Consider the following 21,838-nt stretch of genomic DNA (forward strand, 5'->3'; position numbering starts at 1 on the left):
GTGAGCCACCCCCCACGCCTCTCGCCGCACCACATCACCGCGCTGCGCGCCGATCTTCTCGCAGCGCGATTCACCGTCGCGGGCGTCGGAGACCTGCTCGGTCCCATCGCGCTCGACGCGCTCGGACGCGAGGAGGGCGTCCCCGCTCGGCTCGCCCTCGCGCGCGTGCTCGCCGACGAGGCGACGCCCGGGGATGTGCGAGCGCGAGCGGTGCTCGCTTCGATGTTCGTCCTCGGCGGCGCGGTCGCCCGTGCCGACCTCGACGCGGCGCTGCCGACGCTCGGTCTTGACGGAGCGCTCGAGCTCGGGCTCGTCGGCCCTGCGCCCGACGCCGGTGCCCCGGACGCCGTCGTCGTCCCACTCCTTGACCTGCGCCCGTACGCGGCCGACGACGCACGCGGCCCGATCGACTGGTGGCTCGCTTCCGACCTGGGCGAGCTCGCCACGGGCCGTGAGCTCGAGCCCGACCACGTGCTCGGCGCGGGCGGCGCGTCCCTCACCCTCGCGCAGGTGACGTCGCGTGCCCCCGTCGGGCGTGTGCTCGACCTCGGAACAGGGTGTGGAATCCAGGCCCTGCATGCCTCGCGTCACGCCGAGCACGTCGTCGCGACGGACCTGTCGGAGCCGGCCCTCGCGTTTGCCGCGTTCACGGCGGCACTCAACGGGGTGACGTTCGAACTGCGGCACGGCTCCATGCTCGAGCCCGTGCGCGGCGAGACCTTCGACCTCGTTGTCTCGAACCCGCCGTTCGTCATCACCCCGCACGCCGCGGGCGGCGACGACGCCCTTCCGCTCTTCGAGTACCGCGACGGGGGGCGCGCCGGCGACGACCTCGTGCGCGACCTCATCCTCACCGTCGGTGACGTGCTCGCGCCGGGCGGGACCGCGCAGCTGCTCGGCAACTGGGAGGTCTCCCGCGGGCAGGACTGGACGGCACGCGTCGGACAGTGGCTCGACGCTTCGGGCCTCGACGGCTGGGTCGTGCAGCGTGAGCTGCTCGACCCCGCACGCTACGCGGAGACGTGGCTGCGCGACGGTGGCCTCACCGCCGAGCGCGACCCCGAGACCTACGCGGCCGCGTACGCAGCGTGGCTCGACGACTTCGCGAGCCGTGACGTCGAGGCGATCGGCTTCGGCATCGTCGTGCTGCGCAAGCCCGTCGACGGCCGGGTGACGTTGCGTCGCCTCGAGGAGCACACGGGCACCGTCCACCAGCCTCTCGGCGAGCACCTTGCTGCGTCGCTCGCCGCGCACGACTGGCTCGAGGAACGCACGGACGCGGCCCTGCTCGAGGAGCACCTCGTCGTCGCCCCGGACGTCACCGAGGAGCGCTACCTCACCCCCGGTGCGGAGGACCCGAACGTCGTCATCGTCCGGCAGGGCGGTGGCCTCGGGCGTGGCATCCACGCGTCGACGGCGCTCGCTGCGCTCGTCGGTGTGTGCGACGGGGAGCTGAGCGTCGGGCAGATCCTTGGCGCGATCGCCTCGCTCTTCGAGGTTGACGCGGCCGAGCTCGCGCGTGAGGTGCTTCCGGGCGTGCGCGGACTCGTGCGGGATGGCCTGCTGCTCACCGGCGCCGACCGGTAGCGTTCTCGCATGCGGCTGCGTGTCATGACGTACAACGTGAAGTTTCTGCACCTCGACGCCGCTGCGGCCGCACGGGTCGTGCGCGCGCAGGCGCCCGACGTCCTGCTCCTGCAGGAGACTCCGCGGTGGCTGCTGGGTCGGCGGCGCACGCGTGCGTTCGCGCGCTCCGTCGGGCTTGAGATCGTCGCCGGCGGGATCGCCGCGCGCGCATGCGCGGTCGCGGTCGCGCCGCACGTGCTCGCGCACGTCGTCGAGGGCCGAGGGGTGGCGTTCGAGCCGCGGTGGGCGCGGTTTCGGCGCGGGTGGCCGACACCGCGGGGCTATGCGTTCGTGCGACTCGCTCGGCGTGGCGCGCGCGGGCCGGCGCGCGCCGACGCGGGGGTTCTCGACACGGGCAGCGGTGGTTCGAGCGCGGGCGCAGCGTCGGATCACGAGCGCGACCTCCTCACGCTGGTGAGCGTCCACTTCTCGGCGCTGCCCGCGCCGCGGGCTCGGCACGTCCCCGTATTCCGGGCGTTGGCGGCGCGCGAGGCGCCGCACCTCGTCGTCGGAGGTGACCTCAACGAGAACCCGCGCGGACCGAGCGTCGTCGCGCTGCAGCCGCCGCTGCGCGACGCCGACGCGCATCAGGCGCCGACGCAGCCGGTCGACACGCCGCGCTCGCGGCTCGACGGGTTCCTCGTCGGGGAGTCCGTGCGGGTCGAGTCGGTGTGGGTGCCCGACGGCCCCGATGTGCTCGTCGGCTCCGACCACCGCCCCGCCGTCGCTGACCTTGCATGGTGATCGAGCGCTTCGGTGCATGTCATCGACGGGCCCTTCGCGTGATCGACACACGAGAAAGCTAGGTTGGGCGACGTGACCACTTCCTCCACCCCGGACGACGGGACGCAGCCGCTTCCCGTGGCCGAGCCTGCGCGGGTCGAGCCTGAGCGGGCCGAGCCTGCGCGGGCCGAGCCTGCGCGGGTCGAGCCTGCGACGCCTGCGCTCGGCACCCCTGTGACGTGGGACGGTCCGGCGCGGCCATCGGCCGGGGCCGTGCACACGGCCGGTGGTTCGGGTCTCGACGTCACCGTGGCGCAGCGTCCCCTCGCGGAGGCACCCGGGTCTGCGTCGTCCGACGCGCGGCCGAGCGGGGGATCCTCGGTGCGGCTCGCGCCTCGCCTCGCCGCCCTCACCATCTTCGCCGTGTTCGCGACAGCGCTGGCGTTCTGCGCGCGGATCTTCCTCGGGACCGCCGACGGCCAGCGTTTTGACGAGCTCGCCCTGCTCGGCTCCGAGCACGGGAGCGGAACCCTGTGGCGCGTCGCGGAGCCCGTGCTCGACGTCGTCTCGGTCGCCTTCATCGCGATCGCCGTCATCATTGTGCTGGCGATCGCTGCCATGAGGCGCGCGTGGGGCCTCGGGCTGCAGGTCGCGGTGCTCGTCGTCGGCGCCAACATCACGACGCAGCTGCTCAAGCGCGACCTTCTCGAGCGGGCGGAGCTCGGTGTGCTGACGCAGCGTCCGGGCAACTCCTTCCCGTCGGGCCACACGACGGTCGCCGCGTCCGTGGCCATCGCCCTGCTGCTCGTCGTGCCGCGGCGAGCGCGCCCCTATGTGGCGTTGATCGGTGGCGCGTGGACGGCGGCGACGGGCGCCTCGACGCTCGTCGGGCAGTGGCACCGGCCGTCGGATGTCGTGGCTGCGCTGCTCGTCGTGGGGGCGTGGACGGGGCTGGTCGTCGCGTTCACGCCGCGCTCGGCGGTCGACCGGTCGGTTGCGGGCACGATCTCGACGACGTCGGCCGTCGTCGTGCTCGGGCTCGGGGCGCTCCTGGGCGCGGGGTTCGTTGCGCTGACGGTTGGCGTCGGCTTCGGGGTGCCGGGGCTCGCGGCCGACGACGTGCGTGCCTACGCGGCGTCGTTGGCAGCCGTCGTCGGGCTCACGTGCGTCCTGTTCTTGGTGACGTTGCTGCTCCGGCAGGCCGCGGCGCGGCGGCGGCACTGAGCCGCCTGCCTGACCACAGGGGCTGCCGACCGCGGCCAGTCCACCGATCATGGTGGGGACGGGGCCGCGGAACAGGGCTCGAGTACGATCCCGTACGCTGACACGGAGCGCCCGGAGCGGGCGCCGGCAGGACGCGCCCTCAGGCGCGAGGAAGCAGGCAGTGATGTCGTCAGGTCGCAAGCTCGTCATCGTGGAGTCGCCCGCCAAGGCGCGCACGATCGCGTCGTACCTCGGTGACGGGTACGAGGTCGAGGCGAGCGTCGGCCACATCCGCGACCTGCCACAGCCCTCTGAGCTCCCGGCGGACATGAAGAAGGGTCCCTTCGGCAAGTTCGCGGTCGACGTCGAGAACGGCTTCACGCCGTACTACGAGGTCTACAGCGACAAGAAGAAGAAGGTCGCCGAGCTCAAGAGGCTCCTCAAGGACGCTGACGAGCTCTACCTCGCAACTGATGAGGACCGCGAGGGCGAGGCGATCGCGTGGCACCTGCTCGAGGCGCTGCGGCCCAAGGTCCCCGTCAAGCGCATGGTCTTCCACGAGATCACGCGTGAGGCCATCCACCGCGCCCTCGAGAACACCCGTGACCTCGACGACCGTCTTGTCGACGCTCAGGAGACCCGCCGCATCCTCGACCGCCTCTACGGCTACGAGGTCTCGCCGGTCCTGTGGCGCAAGGTTCGCCAGGGCTTGTCCGCGGGCCGCGTCCAGTCCGTCGCGACCCGCCTCGTCGTCGAGCGCGAGCGCGAGCGCATGGCATTCGTCACCGCCGAGTACTGGGACGTCTCGGGCGAGTTCACGACCGCGGGTGGCGAGCAATGGTTCACCGCGCGCCTCACCGGGCTCGACGGTTCCAAGGTCGCGTCGGGCCGCGACTTCACCGACCGTGGCGAGATGCGTGGGGCGAACGTCGTTCACCTCGACGAGGCCGCTGCACGCGACGTCGTCGCGGCCGCGGCTGACGGAACCGCAACGGTGCGCAGCCTCGAGACCAAGCCGTACACGCGCCGTCCCGCGGCGCCGTTCACGACGTCGACCCTCCAGCAGGAGGCCTCACGCAAGCTGCGCATGAGCTCGCGGCAGACGATGCGCACGGCGCAGACGCTGTACGAGAACGGGTACATCACGTACATGCGAACGGACTCGCCCGCGCTGTCGACGCAGGCGATCGACGCCGCGCGCCGCCAGGCGGCCGAGCTCTACGGCGGTGACTTCGTGCCCGCCAAGCCACGCATCTACGCGTCCAAGGCGAAGGGCGCGCAGGAGGCCCACGAGGCGATCCGTCCCGCAGGCGACGAGTTCCGCACCCCGCAGCAGGTCTCGACCGAGCTCTCGGGCGACCAGCTCAAGCTCTACGACCTCATCTGGAAGCGCACCGTCGCGTCGCAGATGGGTGACGCGCGCGGCTCGACCGCGTCGGTCCGCCTCGGCATCACGGGCACGCGCGCCAACGGTGCCGCGCTCGACGCCGTCTTCTCCGCATCCGGAACGGTCATCACGTTCCGTGGCTTCCTCGCCGCGTATGAAGAAGGTCGCGACACGGAGCGTTACGACTCCGACGACGCCGACGGTTCGCGCCTGCCGACGATGACCGAGGGCGACGCGCTGAGCTCGCGCGATCTTGCCGCCAACGGCCACTCGACGACCCCGCCGCCCCGCTACACCGAGGCGAGCCTCGTCAAGGCTCTCGAAGAGCGTGGCATCGGCCGCCCGTCGACGTATGCCTCGACGATCTCGACGATCCTCGACCGCGGCTACGTGCTCGCGCGCGGCCAGGCGCTCGTCCCGTCGTGGCTCGCCTTCGCCGTCATCCGGCTGCTCGAGGAGCATTTCCCGAAGCTGGTCAACTACGACTTCACCGCGGCGATGGAGGCCGACCTCGACGAGATCGCGGCGGGCGACCGCGACCGCACTGCGTGGCTCTCCCAGTTCTACTACGGCTCGGACGAGGGGCCCGCGGACGGTGGCCTGCACGGCCTCGTCGAGAACCTCGGCGACATCGACGCGCGCGACATCAACTCTGTTCCGATCGGCGAGGGCATCACGCTGCGCGTCGGTCGGTACGGCCCGTACATCGAGGATCTCTCGGCCCCTGTCGTCGAGGGCGAGAACCCGCCGCGCGCGTCCGTCCCGGATGACGTCGCGCCCGACGAGCTCACGGTCGAGCGCGCGCGCGAGCTGCTTGCGACCCAGGCCGAGGGCGACAACGTCCTTGGTCAGGACCCCCTCTCAGGGCACGACATCGTCGCGAAGAACGGCCGTTACGGCCCGTACGTGACCGAGGTCCTCCCCGAGCCGGAGCTTGACCCGGGTCTGTCGGCGGCGGCGCGCAAGAAGGCCCTCGCGGCGCTTCCGAAGCCCCGCACAGGGTCGCTGTTCAAGACGATGTCGCTGTCGACCGTGACGCTCGAGGAGGCGCTCGAGCTGCTGTCGCTCCCGCGCGTCGTGGGCCTCGACCCGGAGTCGGGTGACGAGATCACCGCGCAGAACGGCCGGTACGGCCCGTACCTCAAGAAGGGCACGGACTCGCGGACGATCGCGAGCGAGGAGCAGCTGCTGACGATCACGCTCGAGGAGGCGCTCGCGATCTACGCGCAGCCCAAGCGTGGGCGTGGCGCGACCGCGACTGCTCCGCTGCGTGAGCTCGGTGAGGACCCCACGAGCGGCAAGCCCATCGTCATCAAGGACGGCCGCTTCGGTGCCTACGTCACTGATGGCGAGACGAACCGCACCCTGCCCAAGGACGCGGCGATCGAGTCGGTGACGTTCGAGCAGGCTGTCGAGCTGCTGGCGATCAAGCGTGCGGCAGGTCCGGCGAAGAAGCGCACGACGGCCAAGAAGCCAGCTGCCGCCAAGAAGCCGGCGGCCGCGAAGAAACCGGCCGCTGCCAAGAAGCCGGCCGCTGCGAAGAAGCCGGCCGCTGCCAAGAAGCCGGCCGCGAAGAAGCCGGCAGGCGACTAACCTCCCGAACCTGCCCCCTCGGCGAGACCCCATCGCTCGATAGCCGATGCGAACAAGCCGGCCAGCGACTAACCTCCCAGACCTGCCTCCTCAGCGAGACCCCATCGCTCGATAGCCGATGCGAACACACGTGGTGTTCGCATCGGCTATCGGCATCACCGCAGAGCCGTTCGATTGGCGATCCGTTCGCGTCTAGCGTCGGGATCGGCTATCGACGGGTGCGGAGGGTCGCGAGCGTCTTGTGGACCGTCGCGACGAACCTGTGTGTCTCGTAGAGGACCACGCGCGCTGGGAACCGGAGGACGGTGCGACCGGAAGCGTGCATCCTGTTGTCACGCTCGCGATCCTCGTCAGCACGTCGCTCGTGCGCGACCCTCCCGTCGATCTCGACGTCGAGCTGCACGTCGTCGAAGAAGATATCGGCCCGCCCGATGATGCCTCGACCATCGCTCACCCGGACGTTGGCCTCCCATCCGGTGATCCCCGCAGCGTGAAGACCAGTGTGTGCCTTGCGTTCGGCGACGCTGAACGCGCCGCTCCCAGTCGCGGCGAGCAGCCGCTTGAGCTGGCGATTGCCGACGAGCCCGGGGTGCTCGACGAGCGCCCTCTGGACTCCGTCGCGGTCGAACATGTCGCGTGCGGCGAGCCATGCCGAGAGGTTGAGCGCCTCGCTGAACGGGAGCCACGCGAGCGTGTCGCGCCAGGCCCGGTCGCGGTGTGTGACGTGAGCCGGTGCGCCTCCGAACGTCGCGACGCGCTCGATCTCCCACGGCTCGAGCGGTACGCGGTGCGGCTTGATGCGGTCCCGGACTCCGTCGCCCCGCCGGTCCGTCCAGACGTCGACGACGTCGAAGGCAGGGATGGGCGCGCCGTGCCAGGCGGCGGCGGCCGGACCCATGACGACGGCACCGTGTCGGTGGATCCATGTGGGGATGATCGCCGTGATCCGCGTCTGTGGTCGTGCCGCACTCACGAGCCCGCGGCCGGGGAGGGGGAGCCACGCGCCCGTCTTCACGCGATAGCTGACCTGCCGCGGAGTGAAGCCGGCGGAGTGCGCCTGCATGCGCGTGAAGACGCCCCGTTGGAAGCGGGCGATCTCGGGAACGTCGTCGGGCGTGACGCGCTGGGGCATGAGGTGATCATCACCGGCTGGCGCGGTGACCAGGGCTCGCGACCCCGCGCCTGTGGATAGCCGCGCAAGGCGACCAGCTGTGGACAGCCCTCACTACGCATGCGCCAAGAGAATCTCTGTGTCCCGGTCCCGCCGCGGCCCCGGTCCCGTCGCCACCAGGTCCCGTCGTCGTCCTCGGGTAGCCCCATCGATCGTCGATCCGCACACCACACGTGTGCGGATCGGCTATCGACGCTGCGCGAGGCTTGGGGTCCGGCTGTGGGTGTGCGTCGGATAGCTGATCTGTGCGGGTGTTTCGTGCGGATCGGCTATCGACGTCGCGCGATGGGTGGGGTCCTGCTCCGGGTGTGTGCCGGATAGCTGATCTGGGCGAGTGTTTCGTGCGGATCAGCGATCCAGCACCGGCCTCAGCACTGGCCTCGGCACCGGCCTCGGCGCTGAAGCTGAGGTCGGTGCCCAGGCTCTCGCTCATTAAGGCTGTCGATAGCGGATCGGCACACTGGGGGTGTGCGGATCAGCGATCCGGCACCGGCCTCGGCGCTGAGGCCGAGGTCGGTGCTGAGGTCGGCGCCCAGGCTCTCGCTCATCAAGGCCGTCGATAGTGGATCGGCACACTGGGGGTGTGCCGATCCACTATCCGGCGCCGGCGCCGGGGCCGGGGCCGGGGGCTCTCTGGTTGGGTCAGGGACCGGCCGGCGTCGGCTACTCCGCGGCTAGGCCCTCGAGGACCGGGACGCGCGACGCGCGGACCGCCGGCCACAGAGCAGCCCCCACCCCGACGACCGCCGCGAGCAGCACGAGGACCCCGAGCGACCCCCATGGGACGACGAGGCTCGAGAGCCCCATGCCCTCCATGACCGTCGGCAGTGCGCTCGCGACGCCGACACCGACGGCGATGCCGAGCGCCGTGCCGAACACCGCAGTGAGGACCGCCTCGATCCCGATGACGCTCGAGAGCTGCAACCGCCCGAGCCCGACGGCCCGCAGCAGCGAGATCTCGCGGCGCCGCTCGACGACCGAGAGCGCGAGAGTGTTGACGATCCCGAGGACCGCGATGAGGATGCTCAGGCCGAGCATCGCGTAGACCACCGCGAGCATCTGGTCGATCTGCGAAGCGAGCGAGCTTGCGAACTCGTCGGCGTCCTCGACGGACAGCGCACCGTACGTCGAGGCAACCGCGGCGACCGCAGCCTTTGCCGCGTCGACGGTGACTCCCTCGGCGGCGTCGACGAACACGACGTCGGTCTCGTGGCTGCCCGCTGCGCCCGCAGTCTCGAGGACGCCGTCGGGCACGAACGCGGCCGCACCGAATGCCGACGACCTCACGATGCCGCCGAGGCGCAACGTCACGGTGCCCTCAGCACCAGCACCGGCACCAGCACCGGCACCGGCACCGGCACCAGCACCGCCCCCAGCACCCGCCCCGGGCGTCAGGCCCGGCCCGAACGTCAGCATGTCGCCGACCTTCCACCCCGCGGCCTTCGCCTTGGGCTCGAGCGCGAGGATCTCGCCGTGCTCGGTGGCGTCGAGGTCGCCTTCGATGAGATGCATCTCGACCGCGTGTGCTCGCAGCCCGTCGGGTGCGTCGATGATCCAGTCGGCGCCGTCGGTCCCGGCGAAGGTTGTGAGGGCGGACAGTACGGGGTAGGTCGCGCCGACCTCGGGCAGTTCGTCGAGTGCGCCGGCGGTGCCGTCGGGGACGCTCGGATAGCCGGAGACGATGAGGTCGGCTTTGAGGTCTGACGTCACGATGTCGCGCAGGGACGCTTGGGCTGACGCGGCGAGCACGGCCGACGCGGAGACGAGGACCATGCCGATGGTGAGGGCGCCGGCGGTTGCCGCGGTGCGGCGGGGCTGACGGACGACGTTGCCGCGGGCGAGCGCACCGAGCGGCTTGGCGAGGACGACGGACGGCCACGCGAGCACGCTGACGACGGGCTTGGCGAGGAGCGGGGCGAGGACGAGCGTGCCGCACACGAGGGTGAAGGCGCCGAGCGCGATGAGCATCGCGGCGATGTCTGAGCCGTCGCCCACCGCGACGTCGAGCAGTGTCTCCCAGCGTGCGGCCGAGACCTGCGTTGCGGCGACGAGCGCGCTGATGCCGAGCGCCACGGCCGCGCCGCCGAGGATGCCGCGGACGCGCAGGCCGCGCTCGCTGGGCATGTCGTCCCGCATGGCCTCGACGGGCGCGATGAGCGCGGCTTGGCGTGCGGGCAGGAGGGCTCCTGCGACGGAGACGACGATGCCGACGCTGAGGGAGAGGGCGACTGTGGCGAGGTCGGGGGCGACGGACCCGCCGAGCGGGGTGCCGGCGGCGGCGATGACCGCTCCGACGCCCGCGCCGAGTGCGGCGCCGAGCGCGATGCCGACGGCGGAGCCGACGACACCGACGACGAGCGCCTGGACGAGGACGGAGCCGAGGACTTGACCGGGTGATGCGCCGATCGCGCGGAGCAGGGCGAGCTCGCGGCGGCGCTGTCGGACCTGCATGGAGAAGGCGTTCGTGATGAGGAACGTGGCGACGGCGAGCGAGACTCCGGCGAACCCGAGCAGGAAGATCTGCATGAAGCCGATCATCTGGTCCATGCCGTCGCGGACGTCGGCGCGTACGGCGTCGCCCGTGACGGCCTCGGCTGCCGATGCACCGGGAGCGGGGGATGTGGCGAGGACGGTGGCGATCGCGTCGCGCAGCTGGGTCTGGCTCACGCCGTCGGCGGCTTCGACCGCGATCTGCGGGACGGTGCCGTCGGGCGCGAACGCCGCGAGCGCGGCGTCGGGCGCGAAGCCGACGATGAGCGCGCCGGCGAGCTGGCCGTCGATCTTGCTCACGCCGGAGACGGTGACCTCGCGGATCGCGCCGTCGACGACGATGGTCGTCGTGTCGCCCGTCGTGAGGCCCGCGCTCTCGGCGGTGCGCGATTCGAGCGCGATCTCGTCGGGCCCCGCAGGGACGCGTCCTGCGAGGTAGGGGGAGCGTGCGTCGTCGGCGTAGAACGGCATGCCGAGCGTGGGGGCGCCGCCGGTCGTCACGACGGTGCCGTCGGCGCCGAAGAGGACGACGACGCCGGTGGGCTCGGGCCGCGCGTGCGCGACGCCGGGGGCTGTCGCGACGATCTCGGCGAGCGCGGCGGGCACGTTGACGTGGATGGTCGTGGTGCCGCCCATGATGGGGTCGACGCCGACGATCGTGTCGGTCCCGCGGACGTAGGCGTCGCCGGGGGCGGAGGTTGCGATGACGTCGTCGATCGTGTCGGTGAGCAGGCCGCGGTAGCTGAACGTGCCGGCGACGAACGCGACGCCGAGCGCGACCGCGAGGACTGCGAGGGCGGTGCGTCCGAGGTGCGCGCGGATGTCGCGCAGGGCGACGCGCCTCATGCGGTCACCGCCGCGGACGACGAGGGTGCGGCCTCGGCGCCCGGTCCGGCGGTGGGCGAGAGTGCGCCGAGGCGCTCGAGCACGGTCTCGGGGGTGGGGTCGTTGAGCTCGTCGGCGATGCGGCCGTCGGCGAGGAAGAGGACGCGGTGCGCGTACGACGCGGCGCGCGGGTCGTGGGTCACCATGACGACGGTCTGGCCGAGCTCGTCGACGGAGCGGCGCAGGAATGTCAGGACGTCGCCGGCCGAGCGGGAGTCGAGGTTGCCTGTGGGCTCGTCGGCGAGGATGAGCGAGGGGCGGGTGACGAGTGCGCGGGCGCAGGCGACGCGCTGCTGCTGCCCGCCCGAGAGCTCGCCTGGGCGGTGTCCGAGCCGGTCGCGCAGCCCGACGGCGTCGATGACCTCGTCGAACCAGGCGCGGTCGACGGCTTCGCGTGCGATGTCGAGGGGCAGGGTGATGTTCTCCTCGGCGGTGAGCGTCGGGATGAGGTTGAAGGACTGGAAGACGAAGCCGAGGCCGGTGCGGCGCAGGTTCGTGAGGGCGCGCTGGCGCATGCGGGTGACGTCGTGGTCGCCGACGACGACGGTTCCGGAGGTCGGGCGGTCGAGGCCTGCGAGGCAGTGCATGAGGGTGGACTTGCCGGAGCCTGAGGGGCCCATGATGGCGGTGAGGCGGCCGGCTTCGATGTCGACGTCGACGTGGTCGAGCGCGGTGACGGTGGTCTCGCCCGTGCCGTAGGTCTTGGTGAGGTCGCGGGCCCACGCGCGTGGCGCGTGGTCGGAGTCGAGGGTGCCGAGGGCTCCGCGGGTTGTGGGCCGCGGACCGGGTGCGGTTGCGGTGGGCATGGGGTGCTCCTCGTGTGTGTCGTGCGCAGTTGTCGTGTCGTGTCGACTGTCCCGCGTGGGTGGGCTTGGCCGGTATCGGGTTCTTCCCTGGACGGACCCTGGACGTTGCATGGGGGATCACCCTGAGGCCGTCGTGCAGGTAGCGTTGGGGCATGAGCGATGTCGCCCTTCCCGGTTCTGTGTCCGCGTCTGTCCCCGAGCCGGCGTCGGCGCCGCCCATCCGGTGGGGGATCCTCGGTGCGGGTGGGATCGCGGGGTCGTTCGCGGCGGCCATCACTGGGTCGACGCGTGCTCAGCTGGTCGCGGTGGGGTCGCGTGATCGGGTGCGTGGTGAGCGGTTCGCCACGGCGCACGGGATCCCGACGACGCACATCGGGTACGACGCGCTCGTGAGCGACGACCACGTCGATGTCGTCTACATCGCGACTCCGCACTCGGAGCACCGTGATCAGGCGTTGCTCGCGATCGAGGCGGGCAAGCACGTGCTTGTCGAGAAGGCGTTCACGCGGCATGCGGGTGAGGCGCGTGAGGTGTTTGACGCTGCTCGGGCTGCGGGCACGTTCGTCATGGAGGCGATGTGGACGCGTCACCTGCCGCACGTGGCGGCGTTGCGTCAGGTTGTTGCGTCGGGAGTGATCGGCGAGATCGTCTCGGTGTGCGCTGATCATGGGCAGAAGTTCGACTTCGATGCGTCATCGCGGCTGTTCGCGCCCGAGCTGGCCGGTGGTGCTCTGCTCGACCTGGGTGTCTATCCCGTGGCGTTCGCGCACGACTTATTGGGTGTGCCGGCGTCGGTCACGGCGGTGGGTGACCTGACGGAGACGGGCGTTGATGGTCAGGTCTCGACGATTCTTGGTTTTGAGGGTCGGGCGCAGGCGACGTTGTCGACGACTTTGTGGGCGAAGACGCCGACGGTGGCGCTGGTGTCGGGGACGCTCGGGCGGGTTGAGGTTGCGGGTGACTTCTATGCGCCGACGTCGTTCCGGGTCGTGCTGCGTGACGGGACGACCTGGGAGTATGCGCGCCCGGTTGCGCACGGGCTTGCGTATGAGGCGGCGGAGGTTGCACGGTGCGTTGCTGAGGGGCGGACGGAGTCGCCGCGGATGACGTGGCAGGACACGCTCGACGTCATGGCGACGCTCGACGAGGTGCGTCGTCAGGTGGGTGTCGTCTACCCGGGGGAGTGAGCTCGGTGAGCACGCGGGGCTGGGTCGCGCGCTGGGTCCTGAGTGTCGGGGGCTCTCGGTAGTCTTGCGGGGTGATGTCGAACCCTTCCGCCAGCCCGTCCGCGACCGGCGTCTTCGTGTCTTTTGAGGGCGGTGACGGCTCGGGCAAGACGACGCAGATCGGTTTGTTGGGCGAGTGGTTCACTCGTCAGGGGCACGAGGTCGTGGTGACGCGGGAGCCGGGCGGGTCGGCGCTCGGCGCTGAGCTGCGCAGGCTTGTGCTGCATGGCGAGGACATGGCTCCGCGCACGGAGGCACTCCTGTACGCGGCTGACCGTGCGCACCATGTCTCGTCGATCGTGCGGCCTGCGCTTGAGCGGGGTGCTGTCGTGGTGACGGATCGCTATCTGGATTCGTCGGTTGCCTATCAGGCGGGCGGGCGCGAGCTGAGCGCGGACGACGTCGAGGGCCTGTCGCTGTGGGCGACCGGGGGCCTCGTGCCGCACGTGACCATGCTGCTCGATCTTGACCCGGCGGTCGGGGTCGCGCGTGTGCCCGGGGGCCTTGATCGTCTAGAGCGTGCAGGCGCGGCGTTCCACGAGCGCACGCGGCAGGCGTATCTCGAGCGTGCGGCTGCGCATCCGGAGCGCATCGTTCTCATCGACGCGTCGCGTTCGGTGGCTGAGGTGCACGCGAGCATCGTGGCCGCGGTCGCGGCCCGGCTCGGGATCGACGACGCGGCGCGGGTTGCGAGTGCGCCCGACGGTGCGCCCGACGTTTCGGTCGGCGGGGCGCCCGACGTTTCGGTCGGCGGGTCGCCCGACGGTTCGCCCGACGTTTCGGTCGGCGGGCCGACGTCGTGACGGATGTGTGGGAGGACGTCGTCGGGCAGGAGGACGCGGTTGCGCGACTGCGAGCGGCGGCGGGTGACGACGCGGCGATGACCCATGCGTGGCTCATCACGGGGCCTCCGGGCTCGGGCCGTTCGGTTGCGGCGCGGGCGTTCGCGGCCGCGCTGCAGTGCACGGGCGACGCGGCTCATGATGCGATCGCGGTGGCTGAGGTCCGTGCGGGGACGCATCCGGACGTCACGGTCGTCGCGACGGACAAGGTGACGATCTCGATCGATGAGGTGCGTGGGCTCATCGGGCTCGCGCAGCGTGCTCCTGCGCGTGGCCGGTGGCGCGTCATCGTCGTGGAAGATGCGGACCGCATGCTTGAGCGCACCTCGAACGTGCTGCTCAAGGCGATCGAGGAGCCGCCGCCGCGCACGGTGTGGGTGTTGTGCGCACCGAGTCCGCAGGACGTCGTGGTGACGATCCGTTCGCGTTGCCGTCGCGTGGCGCTGCGGGTTCCGTCGGTCGAGGCGGTGGCTGAGCTGCTCGTCCGTCGCGACGGGCTCGACCCGGAGCTTGCGAGCGAGTCGGCGCGGGCCGCGCAGTCGCACGTGGGGATTGCGCGCAGGCTTGCGCGTGATCCTGAGGCGCGTGCGCGGCGTCGGCGGATCCTCGAGTCGGCTGCGCAGATTCGGGGTGTAGGTGACGCGGTTCTTGCGGCTGACGACCTCGTCGAGATCGCGAAGGCGGAGGCTGCGGCGCGGTCGGACGAGCGGGACGCGCACGAGAAGGCGGAGTTGTTGCGTGCGCTCGGAGTCGAGGCAGGGCAGACGGTTCCGCCTGCCCTGCGTGCGCAGGTCAGGCAGCTCGAGGAGGACCAGAAGCGGCGTGCGACGCGGCAGCAGCGGGACTCGCTCGACACGGCGATGCTTGATCTGCTCTCGCTCTACCGTGACGTGCTCGTCGTGCAGCTGGGCGCAGCGGGGGATGTTGCGCTCGTCAACGGCACGGCCGATGAGCTTGTGAGGTCACTTGCGGAGTCCTCGACGCCCGAGCAGTCGCTGCACCGGATGGATGCGATTGGCGTCGCGCGGCAGCGGCTTGCGGGGAACGTTGCGCCGCTTCTAGCGCTTGAAGCGATGATGGTGGCGCTGCGGCCCCAGGCCTAACCCTCGACGGCCGCGCACAAGATTTGGCACCCTGATCGAGAGGACTTGCTTCGGGTGCCGCGTCTCGGCTGTCTGGCGGGCGGATTGAGGTGGACGGGCTCCGTTCGACATGTGCAAAGAAGTAGTTGCAAAGAACTGCTTGCAAAGAAGATTTTGCACGGGTAGCGTTCTCAGCATGACGCACGACGACCCGACCCCGCGGCACCACCCCGAGCCTGTCGGTCCGGCCGCGCTCAAGGCCCTCGCGCACCCGCTGCGCGTCGCGCTCTTCGACGCGATCGCGCACGCACCGGCGACCGCGAGCATGCTCGCCGACCAGCTCGGGGAGTCGAGCGGCGCGACGAGCTACCACCTGCGTCAGCTCGCCCGCCACGGCCTTGTCCGCGAAGCGACCGGCCGCGGCCGCGGCCGCGAACGCTGGTGGGAGAAGGTCCCGGGCGGCGTCGTCGTGGGCGCCGACCACGGCGCCGCGCCAGCCGAGAAGGAGGCCGGCCGCATGGTCGTCTCCGAGCTCATCGGCCTGCGCGAACGCGCGCTGCGCGCGTTCCTCGGCCAGGTCGAGACGCTCGATGACGACTGGAGAGACGCCAGCCTCGTCTCGACGACCCACCTCGACCTCACGGCCGAGGCCTTCAGCGAGCTCGTCGGGCGCCTCACCGACGTCGTCAACGACTTTGCCCACCAGTACGGCGGCGAGAACGAACCCGTCGCGGGCAGCCGCTCCATCTCAGTTCAGATGGCCGCGTTCCCCGTCGTCGGAGGCCGCGTCACCCCCTGACCGTCCCGGCGACCTCGCCGCCGCACCCGAACCGCCACACCTCCCAACCCACCCCGGTCACCGCCAACCCGCCGGCCTCCGCGCCGCCCGGGCACCCCGTCGACCCGTGAGGAGCCCTCCATGTTCATCAGACGACGCCCACTGCAGAACCGCCCCACGTTCCCCGACTGCACGGTCGCGATCGATGCCCTCGGCCGCCCCGCCCTCGTCCCCGCGCCGCGCTGGAACCTGCGATGAGTGCATCGTTCACGCCCGACGCCCCGCCCGCGGCAGGTCCCGACGCGCTGGGGTCGGACGCTGTCGTGGCTGTCACCACGCAAGCGTCGAGCGCCGCCGCAACGACCGGCCTTCTGCCGGGCTTCGGCCGCCTATGGGCGTCGTCGATCGCGTCCAACCTCGCTGACGGCCTCGGCCGCATCGCGATCCCGCTCCTCGGCACCCAGCTGACGCGCGACCCGCTGGCGATCTCCGTGCTCGGCGCGCTCGCGTTCCTTCCGTGGCTGCTCGTCGGCCTCCCGGCGGGCGTCCTCGTCGACCGCGTCGACCGGCGGCGCGCCATGGCGGCCGCGAACGGCGTACGCGTCCTCGCCGCGGCGGGACTAGCGCTAGCCGTCGCGACAGGCATCGTGACGATCTGGTGGCTGTATGTCGCCGTGCTCGTGTGGGGTCTCGGCGAGACCGTCTATGACAACGCGGCGACCGCGCTCGTGCCTGACTACGTCGAACGACACGGTCTCGACCGCGCCAACGGTCGCATGCAGGCGAGCGAGATCGTCGTGCAGACCTTTGTCGCGACGCCCCTCGGCGCGTGGCTGTTCGCACTCGCGATCGTCGTGCCGCTGTGGTCGACCGCCGTGGGCTTCGGCGTCGCGGCGCTGCTCATCCTGGCGCTCCCGGTCGCGGTCGCCGCAGGCGCCCGCGCGGGCGCTCCCGCTGCCACGCCCGACGGCACCGACGCTGCTGCGGCCGACGGCTCCGACGCCGTCGTGTCCGACGCTGCGCCGCCCGACGGCTCCGACGCTGTCGCCGCTGATGTTCCCGTCCGTGCAAGCGTGCTCGCCGATGTCCGCGACGCCCTGGCTTTCGTCATCGGGCACCGCTATCTGCGGTCGATGACGCTGCTCACCGTGCTTGTCGGCAATGCGCTCGCGTTCGCGCAGGCGACGAGTGTTCTGCTGTTTCTCGACACGTTCGGGGTGAGCGAGGCCTCGATCGGGGCTCTCACCGCGGTCGTCGGTGCGGGTGCGCTCGTCGGCGCTGTGGCAGGTGGTGTGGTCGTGCGTCGCATCGGGCGTGGGCCGACGCTGCTCGTCGGAACGCTCGTCGGGGGAGTCGGTCTGCTGCTCGTCGGGCTTGCACCCTCGCTGTGGACGGCGCTTGCGTCGTACGCGCTGGGGGCGGCCGGCGTCTCGTTGTGGAACGTGCCCTGGGGTGCGCTGCGTCAGATCCTCGTGCCGGGGCGGATGCTCGGTCGAGTGTCGGGGCTGCTGCGCGCGATCAACTGGGGTGTCATGCCGGTTGCGACGTTGCTGGGCGGCTGGGTGGCGCGCGTCGACCTGCAGCTGCCGTTCGTCGTCGGCGGGGCTGTCGTCGTCGTGGCGAGCGCGTGCGCCACCCGCCTCATCCTCCGCGCCGACGCCGAGGCGCAAGCCACCCCGTGACCCCGTGCCGCCACGTGTCCTTCTCGACCACCCTCGGTGACGTGCAGGGACGCGGAACGTCCGTCGTCCCCGCTACGGTGGTCCCGTGGCTTCGCTCCCCCCTCGGCTCGTCCGTCCTGCCCGTATGTCCGCTCCCTCGCACGCGGTGCGCTCGTCGCGCACGCGCGCCGTCACGCGCGCGCTGGCGCTCGCTGCCACCGTGGCGCTCGTCGTCTCGGGTTGCGTCGCGGGCAAGCAGGCGACTCCCGTCGGGGGCGGCGGCCCCAAGCCGGCGGCGACGGCGCCGGCCAACCTCGACGAGCTGTTGCCGAGCGGGCTCGACCCGGCGTTTCGTCCGTACTACACGCAGGGCCTCGAGTGGAGCTCGTGCCGCGGCGGAGATCTCGTGTGCGCAACCGTGTCGATCCCGGTGAGCTGGCGTGACGCGTCCCTTGGCTCGGCGGCGCTCGAGGTCGTGAAGGCGCCGGCACGCGGTGACCGCGTGGGTTCGATCCTGCTCAACCCGGGTGGTCCCGGCGGCTCGGGCATCGACTTCATCGACGCCGCGATCGGGCTCGTGAGCCGCGAGGTGCGCGAGGTCTACGACCTCGTGAGCTTCGACCCGCGCGGGGTGGGGCTCTCGACGCCCGTCGACTGCGTCGACGACCCGGTGCTGGATGAGATGACGCAGGCTGACCACGACCTGCGGACGGCTGAGGGGCGCAAGTCGTACGCGAAGGAGCAAAAGACGTTTGCGGACGGCTGCCTTGAGCGGACGGGCGCGCTGCTCGCCAACGTCGACACGGCGTCGGCTGCTCATGACATGGATCTGCTGCGCGTCCTCGTGGGTGACGAGAAGCTCCAGTACCTCGGCTACTCCTACGGGACGCAGCTCGGGGCGGCCTACGCGGGTCAGTTCCCCGACAAGGTCGGCAGGCTTGTGCTCGACGGCGCGGTCGACATCACCCAGACGAGCGACGAGGCGAGCCTCGGCCAGGCCAAGGGCTTCGAGCTCGCGCTGCGCAACTACGTGACGAACTGCCAGGCGGGCCCGCAGTGCCCGCTCACGGGCGACGTCGACTCAGGCCTGCGCCAGATTCATGACCTCACCGAGCGCGCGCTCGCTGACCCGATGCCGACGGTGGACGACGAGCGCCCGCTCACGCGCAATCTTGCGTTCTATGGCATCGCCGTCGCGCTGTACTCGGACGACTCCTGGCCGTACCTCACGGGCGCTCTCAGGGGCGCCCTTGCCGACGGGGACGGCTCGGGTCTGCTCCAGCTCGCTGACATGTACAACGACCGTCGGCCCGACGGCACCTTCGGCTCGAACAGCTTCGCGGCGTTCCGCGCGGTGGGCTGCCTCGATTCGAGGGGATCGGCGGATCTCGCCACGATGGAGGCTGAGCGGCTCAAGATCCTCGACGCTGCGCCCACGCTCGGGGAGTCCTTCGCGTTCGGTGGCCTCGTGTGTGCGGACTGGCCGGCCCCGGTCGTCGAGACCGACTACGACATCTCTGCCAAGGGCGCCGCCCCGATCGTCGTCATCGGTACGACGGGCGACCCGGCGACGCCGTACGAGAGCGCTGAGGCGCTTGCGCGGACGCTCGACTCGGGCAGGCTCCTCACGTGGGAAGGCGAGGGGCACACGGCGTACGGCCGGTCGAACTCGTGCATCCAGGGGGCGGTCGACGACTTCTTCCTCCACGGCGCGCTCCCGGCAGAGGGGCTCGTCTGCTGACGTGACGCAGGCGACCTCCACGGATTTTGCGTGGGCCCGTGTCACTGGGTATTGTTGCCGAGGCTTGAGAGCGCCACGGCGCATGTCAAGCCAAGCCGCCTTAGCTCAGTCGGCAGAGCGTTTCACTCGTAATGAAAAGGTCGTGAGTTCGATTCTCACAGGCGGCTCGTCTGGAGGCCCCCACCCTTGGGTGGGGGCCTCCGTCGTTCCCGAGGGCGTTCGGTTCGCCGTCGGCCTCTGACCGAGGAGGTCACCATCACCACCCGAGCCCGCACCGCTGTTGGCGGCGCGTCTGGACTCCTGCTGTGCGCGATCATCGTGTACGCGCTCAACCTTCGCGGCCCCATCGTGGCTGTCGCGCCCGTCATCCGTGAACTCGCCGACGACCTCGGCGTCGCGCACGGGACCGCGGGCCTCCTGTCGACGATCCCGGTCGTGTGCTTCGCCGCCGCGACCCCGCTCGTCGCTGCGTACCTGCGCCGGGCGTCGCTCGAGCGTGCGGTGCTCGTCTCCCTCGCACTCGTCCTTCTGGGGACGATCGTGCGCTCGTCGGGCGGATTTGAGATCGCGCTCGTCGGAACCGTCATCATCGGTGTGGCGATCACGATCGGTAACGTCGCGGTCCCCGTCATCGTCGCGAGGGACTTCCCGTCGCGCGTCGGGATCGTCACGGGGATCTACACGTCTGCGCTCAACATCGGGTCGGTCATGACGACGATGGGGACGGCGCCGCTCGCGGCGCTCGTCGGGTGGCGCTGGGCGCTCGTGTCGTGGGGCGTTCTCGTGCTCGTCGCCGCGGTGCTGTGGCGGGTCGCGACGGCGCGGATGGCGGCGCACGCGAGCGCGCGTGAGGCGGCCGCTCGCGAGGCTGCGTCCGCTGCCGGTCCGGAGCCTGCAGGCGCCGTCGATGCGCAGGCTGCGGCGGATGCCGCGGCGGCAGCAGCGATCGCTCTGTTGCCTCCGTGGCGTCGCTGGGACGTGTGGCTGCTTGTCGTGGCGTTCGGTGCGCAGTCGTTCAGCTACTACGGCTCGAGCACGTGGCTGCCCTCGATCCTGGCGGACACGATCGGGCTGTCGACCGACCGCGCGGGTGCGGCGTCCTCGGTGTTCCAGTTCATGGCGATCGCCGGGAGCCTGGGTGCGCCCGCGCTCGTGGCGCGCGGTCTTCACCTGCGGACTGTCGCCGCGGGGTTGGTCATGTGCTGGTTCGTGCTGCCGCTCGGCCTGCTCATCGCTCCGCACGGCTATCTCGCGTGGATGGCGGCTGCGGGTGTCGCTCAGGGCGGCTTCTTCACGCTCGTCGTGGTGATGATGGTGCGCCGCTCGGGTGGGACGTCGAACATGCGGCGCATGTCGGCGTTCGTGCAGGGGCTGGGGTACTGCCTTGCAGCGGCGGGGCCGGTGACGTTGGGGCTCGTGCACGACGCGACTGGGTCCTGGACGCCGCCGCTTCTCATGGTGCTCGGGCTGGTCGTCGTCATGGGCGTCGCCGGGCTGACGGTCGCGTCGGCCAAGCCGGTCCCGCAAGCAGCCGGTCGATAGCCGTTCCGCACCTGTCCTGTGTACGGAACGACGATCGACGGCCTCAGGCCCGGACGACCGTCACGGGGCAGGGCGCGTGCTCGACCATCTGCGACGAGACCGAGCCCAGGAGCAGCCGTTCGAACCCGCCCAGTCCGCGCGAGCCGAGCACGAGGTGCTGCGCTCCGGCAGCGGCTCGCAGCAACCCGCGGGCGGGCGCGGCACGCTCGACGACCGGGACGAGGCGTCCGTCGGGCAGGTCAAGGTGTGCATGATCGATCGCGCGCGCGAGCAGGTCCTCGGTGTGCTGGATGTAGTCCTCGACCGGCGGGGCCCACCCGAACTGGTTGGGCAGCGGTCCGGTCGTCGTCACCTGCCAGCACGCCACAGCGTGCACGGGCAGGTTGTGACGCAGGGCGAGCGCCGCGCCGTGGCGGAGTGCGGCGACCGACGCGTCGGAGCCGTCGACCCCCACGACGACGCGCGGCGTCTCGTCGATCTCGTGCTCGCTCGCGGCGTGCTCGAGCAGCGAGGCCGCGTGCTCGGCGTCGGGGACGATCGTCACGGGAATGCGCGCCTGCCGCACGATCCCGGCCGAGACGGATCCCATGAAAAGTCGCCCGAGCCGGCCGAGGCCGCGGCGCCCGACGACGATGCGATCGGCGCCTTCCGCCCGGTCGAGGATCGTCGGGACGACGGTTCCTCGGATCTCTTCGCTCGTCACGTCGATCCCTGAGACGTCGGCTTGAGAGATGAGCAGGTCGAGGCGTTCGCGCGCGCCACGGGCGATGGACTCGTAGTGGTCTGCTGCCTCGAGCACGGCGATGGGCCCGATGGGTGTGGTGTCGAGCCACGTCGTGTCCCACACGAGCACGATCTGGAGGTGGGCCCCGTCGCTGCGGGCATCGTGGATGGCCCAGTCGAGCGCGTGGGCGGAACTGGGGGAGCCATCGACCCCGACAACGATTCTGCGGTCGGTCATCGTTCTCACCACCTTCTGACGTCGTGGCGGTGCGACGTCCTCGTCGGTCCCTCCATCCTCGCGCAGGCGGTGCGGGGCGGCAATGGCCGAAGGTCCTCGCACGGGCGCAGCGCGGGAGCCC

General features: G+C 71.2%; 15 protein-coding genes and 1 tRNA gene. 12 read left to right on the forward strand and 4 right to left on the reverse strand.

Annotated elements, in window-relative coordinates; genetic code table 11:
* The 4 genes from ACTVCO_RS04585 to topA all read left to right on the forward strand — a co-directional run bounded on the left by ACTVCO_RS04585 (position 1) and on the right by topA (position 6,532).
* Positions 1–1,587, forward strand: coding sequence for a DUF7059 domain-containing protein (locus ACTVCO_RS04585; RefSeq protein ID WP_443727236.1), 1,587 nt, complete (start codon positions 1–3; stop codon positions 1,585–1,587).
* Positions 1,588–1,596: 9 nt separating this feature from the next.
* Complete coding sequence (locus ACTVCO_RS04590; protein ID WP_443727238.1) at positions 1,597–2,370, forward strand: endonuclease/exonuclease/phosphatase family protein; 774 nt, start codon at positions 1,597–1,599, stop codon at positions 2,368–2,370.
* A 72-nt stretch (positions 2,371–2,442) separates the two neighbouring features.
* The gene (locus ACTVCO_RS04595; protein WP_443727239.1) at positions 2,443–3,573 is read left to right on the forward strand and encodes a phosphatase PAP2 family protein; all 1,131 of its coding nucleotides are present in this window, start codon (positions 2,443–2,445) and stop codon (positions 3,571–3,573) included.
* A gap of 163 nt (positions 3,574–3,736) precedes the next feature.
* On the forward strand, positions 3,737–6,532 hold the full coding sequence (topA, locus tag ACTVCO_RS04600; protein WP_443727240.1) for a type I DNA topoisomerase: 2,796 nt from the start codon (positions 3,737–3,739) through the stop codon (positions 6,530–6,532).
* 208 nt (positions 6,533–6,740) lie between these two features.
* Here topA and ACTVCO_RS04605 read toward each other — a convergent pair whose 3' ends face one another.
* The 3 genes from ACTVCO_RS04605 to ACTVCO_RS04615 all read right to left on the reverse strand — a co-directional run bounded on the left by ACTVCO_RS04605 (position 6,741) and on the right by ACTVCO_RS04615 (position 11,884).
* Positions 6,741–7,664, reverse strand: coding sequence for a type IV toxin-antitoxin system AbiEi family antitoxin domain-containing protein (locus ACTVCO_RS04605; protein WP_443727241.1), 924 nt, complete (start codon positions 7,662–7,664; stop codon positions 6,741–6,743).
* Between the two features lie 702 nt (positions 7,665–8,366).
* On the reverse strand, positions 8,367–11,039 hold the full coding sequence (locus ACTVCO_RS04610) for an ABC transporter permease (RefSeq protein ID WP_443727242.1): 2,673 nt from the start codon (positions 11,037–11,039) through the stop codon (positions 8,367–8,369).
* Positions 11,036–11,884 (reverse strand): ABC transporter ATP-binding protein, encoded by an 849-nt coding sequence (locus tag ACTVCO_RS04615; protein ID WP_443727243.1) that lies wholly within the window; start codon positions 11,882–11,884, stop codon positions 11,036–11,038. Before ACTVCO_RS04615 ends, ACTVCO_RS04610 begins: the two co-directional genes overlap by 4 nt.
* 152 nt (positions 11,885–12,036) lie before the next feature.
* On the opposite strand from ACTVCO_RS04615, the gene ACTVCO_RS04620 reads away from it, so the two are divergent.
* The 8 genes from ACTVCO_RS04620 (at position 12,037) to ACTVCO_RS04655 (ending at position 20,756) form a co-directional block, all read left to right on the forward strand.
* Positions 12,037–13,071, forward strand: coding sequence for a Gfo/Idh/MocA family protein (locus ACTVCO_RS04620; RefSeq protein WP_443727245.1), 1,035 nt, complete (start codon positions 12,037–12,039; stop codon positions 13,069–13,071).
* 74 nt (positions 13,072–13,145) lie between these two features.
* Positions 13,146–13,913, forward strand: a complete 768-nt coding sequence (gene tmk, locus ACTVCO_RS04625; protein WP_443727246.1) for a dTMP kinase — start codon at positions 13,146–13,148, stop codon at positions 13,911–13,913.
* Positions 13,910–15,055, forward strand: a complete 1,146-nt coding sequence (locus ACTVCO_RS04630) for a DNA polymerase III subunit delta' (protein WP_443727247.1) — start codon at positions 13,910–13,912, stop codon at positions 15,053–15,055. Before tmk ends, ACTVCO_RS04630 begins: the two co-directional genes overlap by 4 nt.
* Before the next feature lie 175 nt (positions 15,056–15,230).
* On the forward strand, positions 15,231–15,833 hold the full coding sequence (locus ACTVCO_RS04635; RefSeq protein ID WP_443727248.1) for an ArsR/SmtB family transcription factor: 603 nt from the start codon (positions 15,231–15,233) through the stop codon (positions 15,831–15,833).
* Between the two features lie 233 nt (positions 15,834–16,066).
* Positions 16,067–17,494, forward strand: a complete 1,428-nt coding sequence (locus tag ACTVCO_RS04640) for an MFS transporter (RefSeq protein ID WP_443727249.1) — start codon at positions 16,067–16,069, stop codon at positions 17,492–17,494.
* Positions 17,495–17,579: 85 nt separating this feature from the next.
* The gene (locus ACTVCO_RS04645) at positions 17,580–19,214 is read left to right on the forward strand and encodes an alpha/beta hydrolase (RefSeq protein WP_443727250.1); all 1,635 of its coding nucleotides are present in this window, start codon (positions 17,580–17,582) and stop codon (positions 19,212–19,214) included.
* Between the two features lie 94 nt (positions 19,215–19,308).
* Positions 19,309–19,381, forward strand: a tRNA-Thr gene (locus ACTVCO_RS04650).
* A 151-nt stretch (positions 19,382–19,532) separates the two neighbouring features.
* Positions 19,533–20,756, forward strand: coding sequence for an MFS transporter (locus tag ACTVCO_RS04655; protein ID WP_443727251.1), 1,224 nt, complete (start codon positions 19,533–19,535; stop codon positions 20,754–20,756).
* A gap of 43 nt (positions 20,757–20,799) precedes the next feature.
* Here the strand turns inward: ACTVCO_RS04655 and ACTVCO_RS04660 are convergent, their stop codons facing one another.
* On the reverse strand, positions 20,800–21,717 hold the full coding sequence (locus ACTVCO_RS04660; RefSeq protein WP_443727252.1) for a universal stress protein: 918 nt from the start codon (positions 21,715–21,717) through the stop codon (positions 20,800–20,802).
* Between the last annotated feature and the right edge of the window lie 121 nt (positions 21,718–21,838).

Origin of the sequence: Sanguibacter sp. A247, assembly GCF_052324925.1 — a bacterium.
In the GTDB taxonomy this organism is placed as follows: domain Bacteria; phylum Actinomycetota; class Actinomycetes; order Actinomycetales; family Cellulomonadaceae; genus Flavimobilis.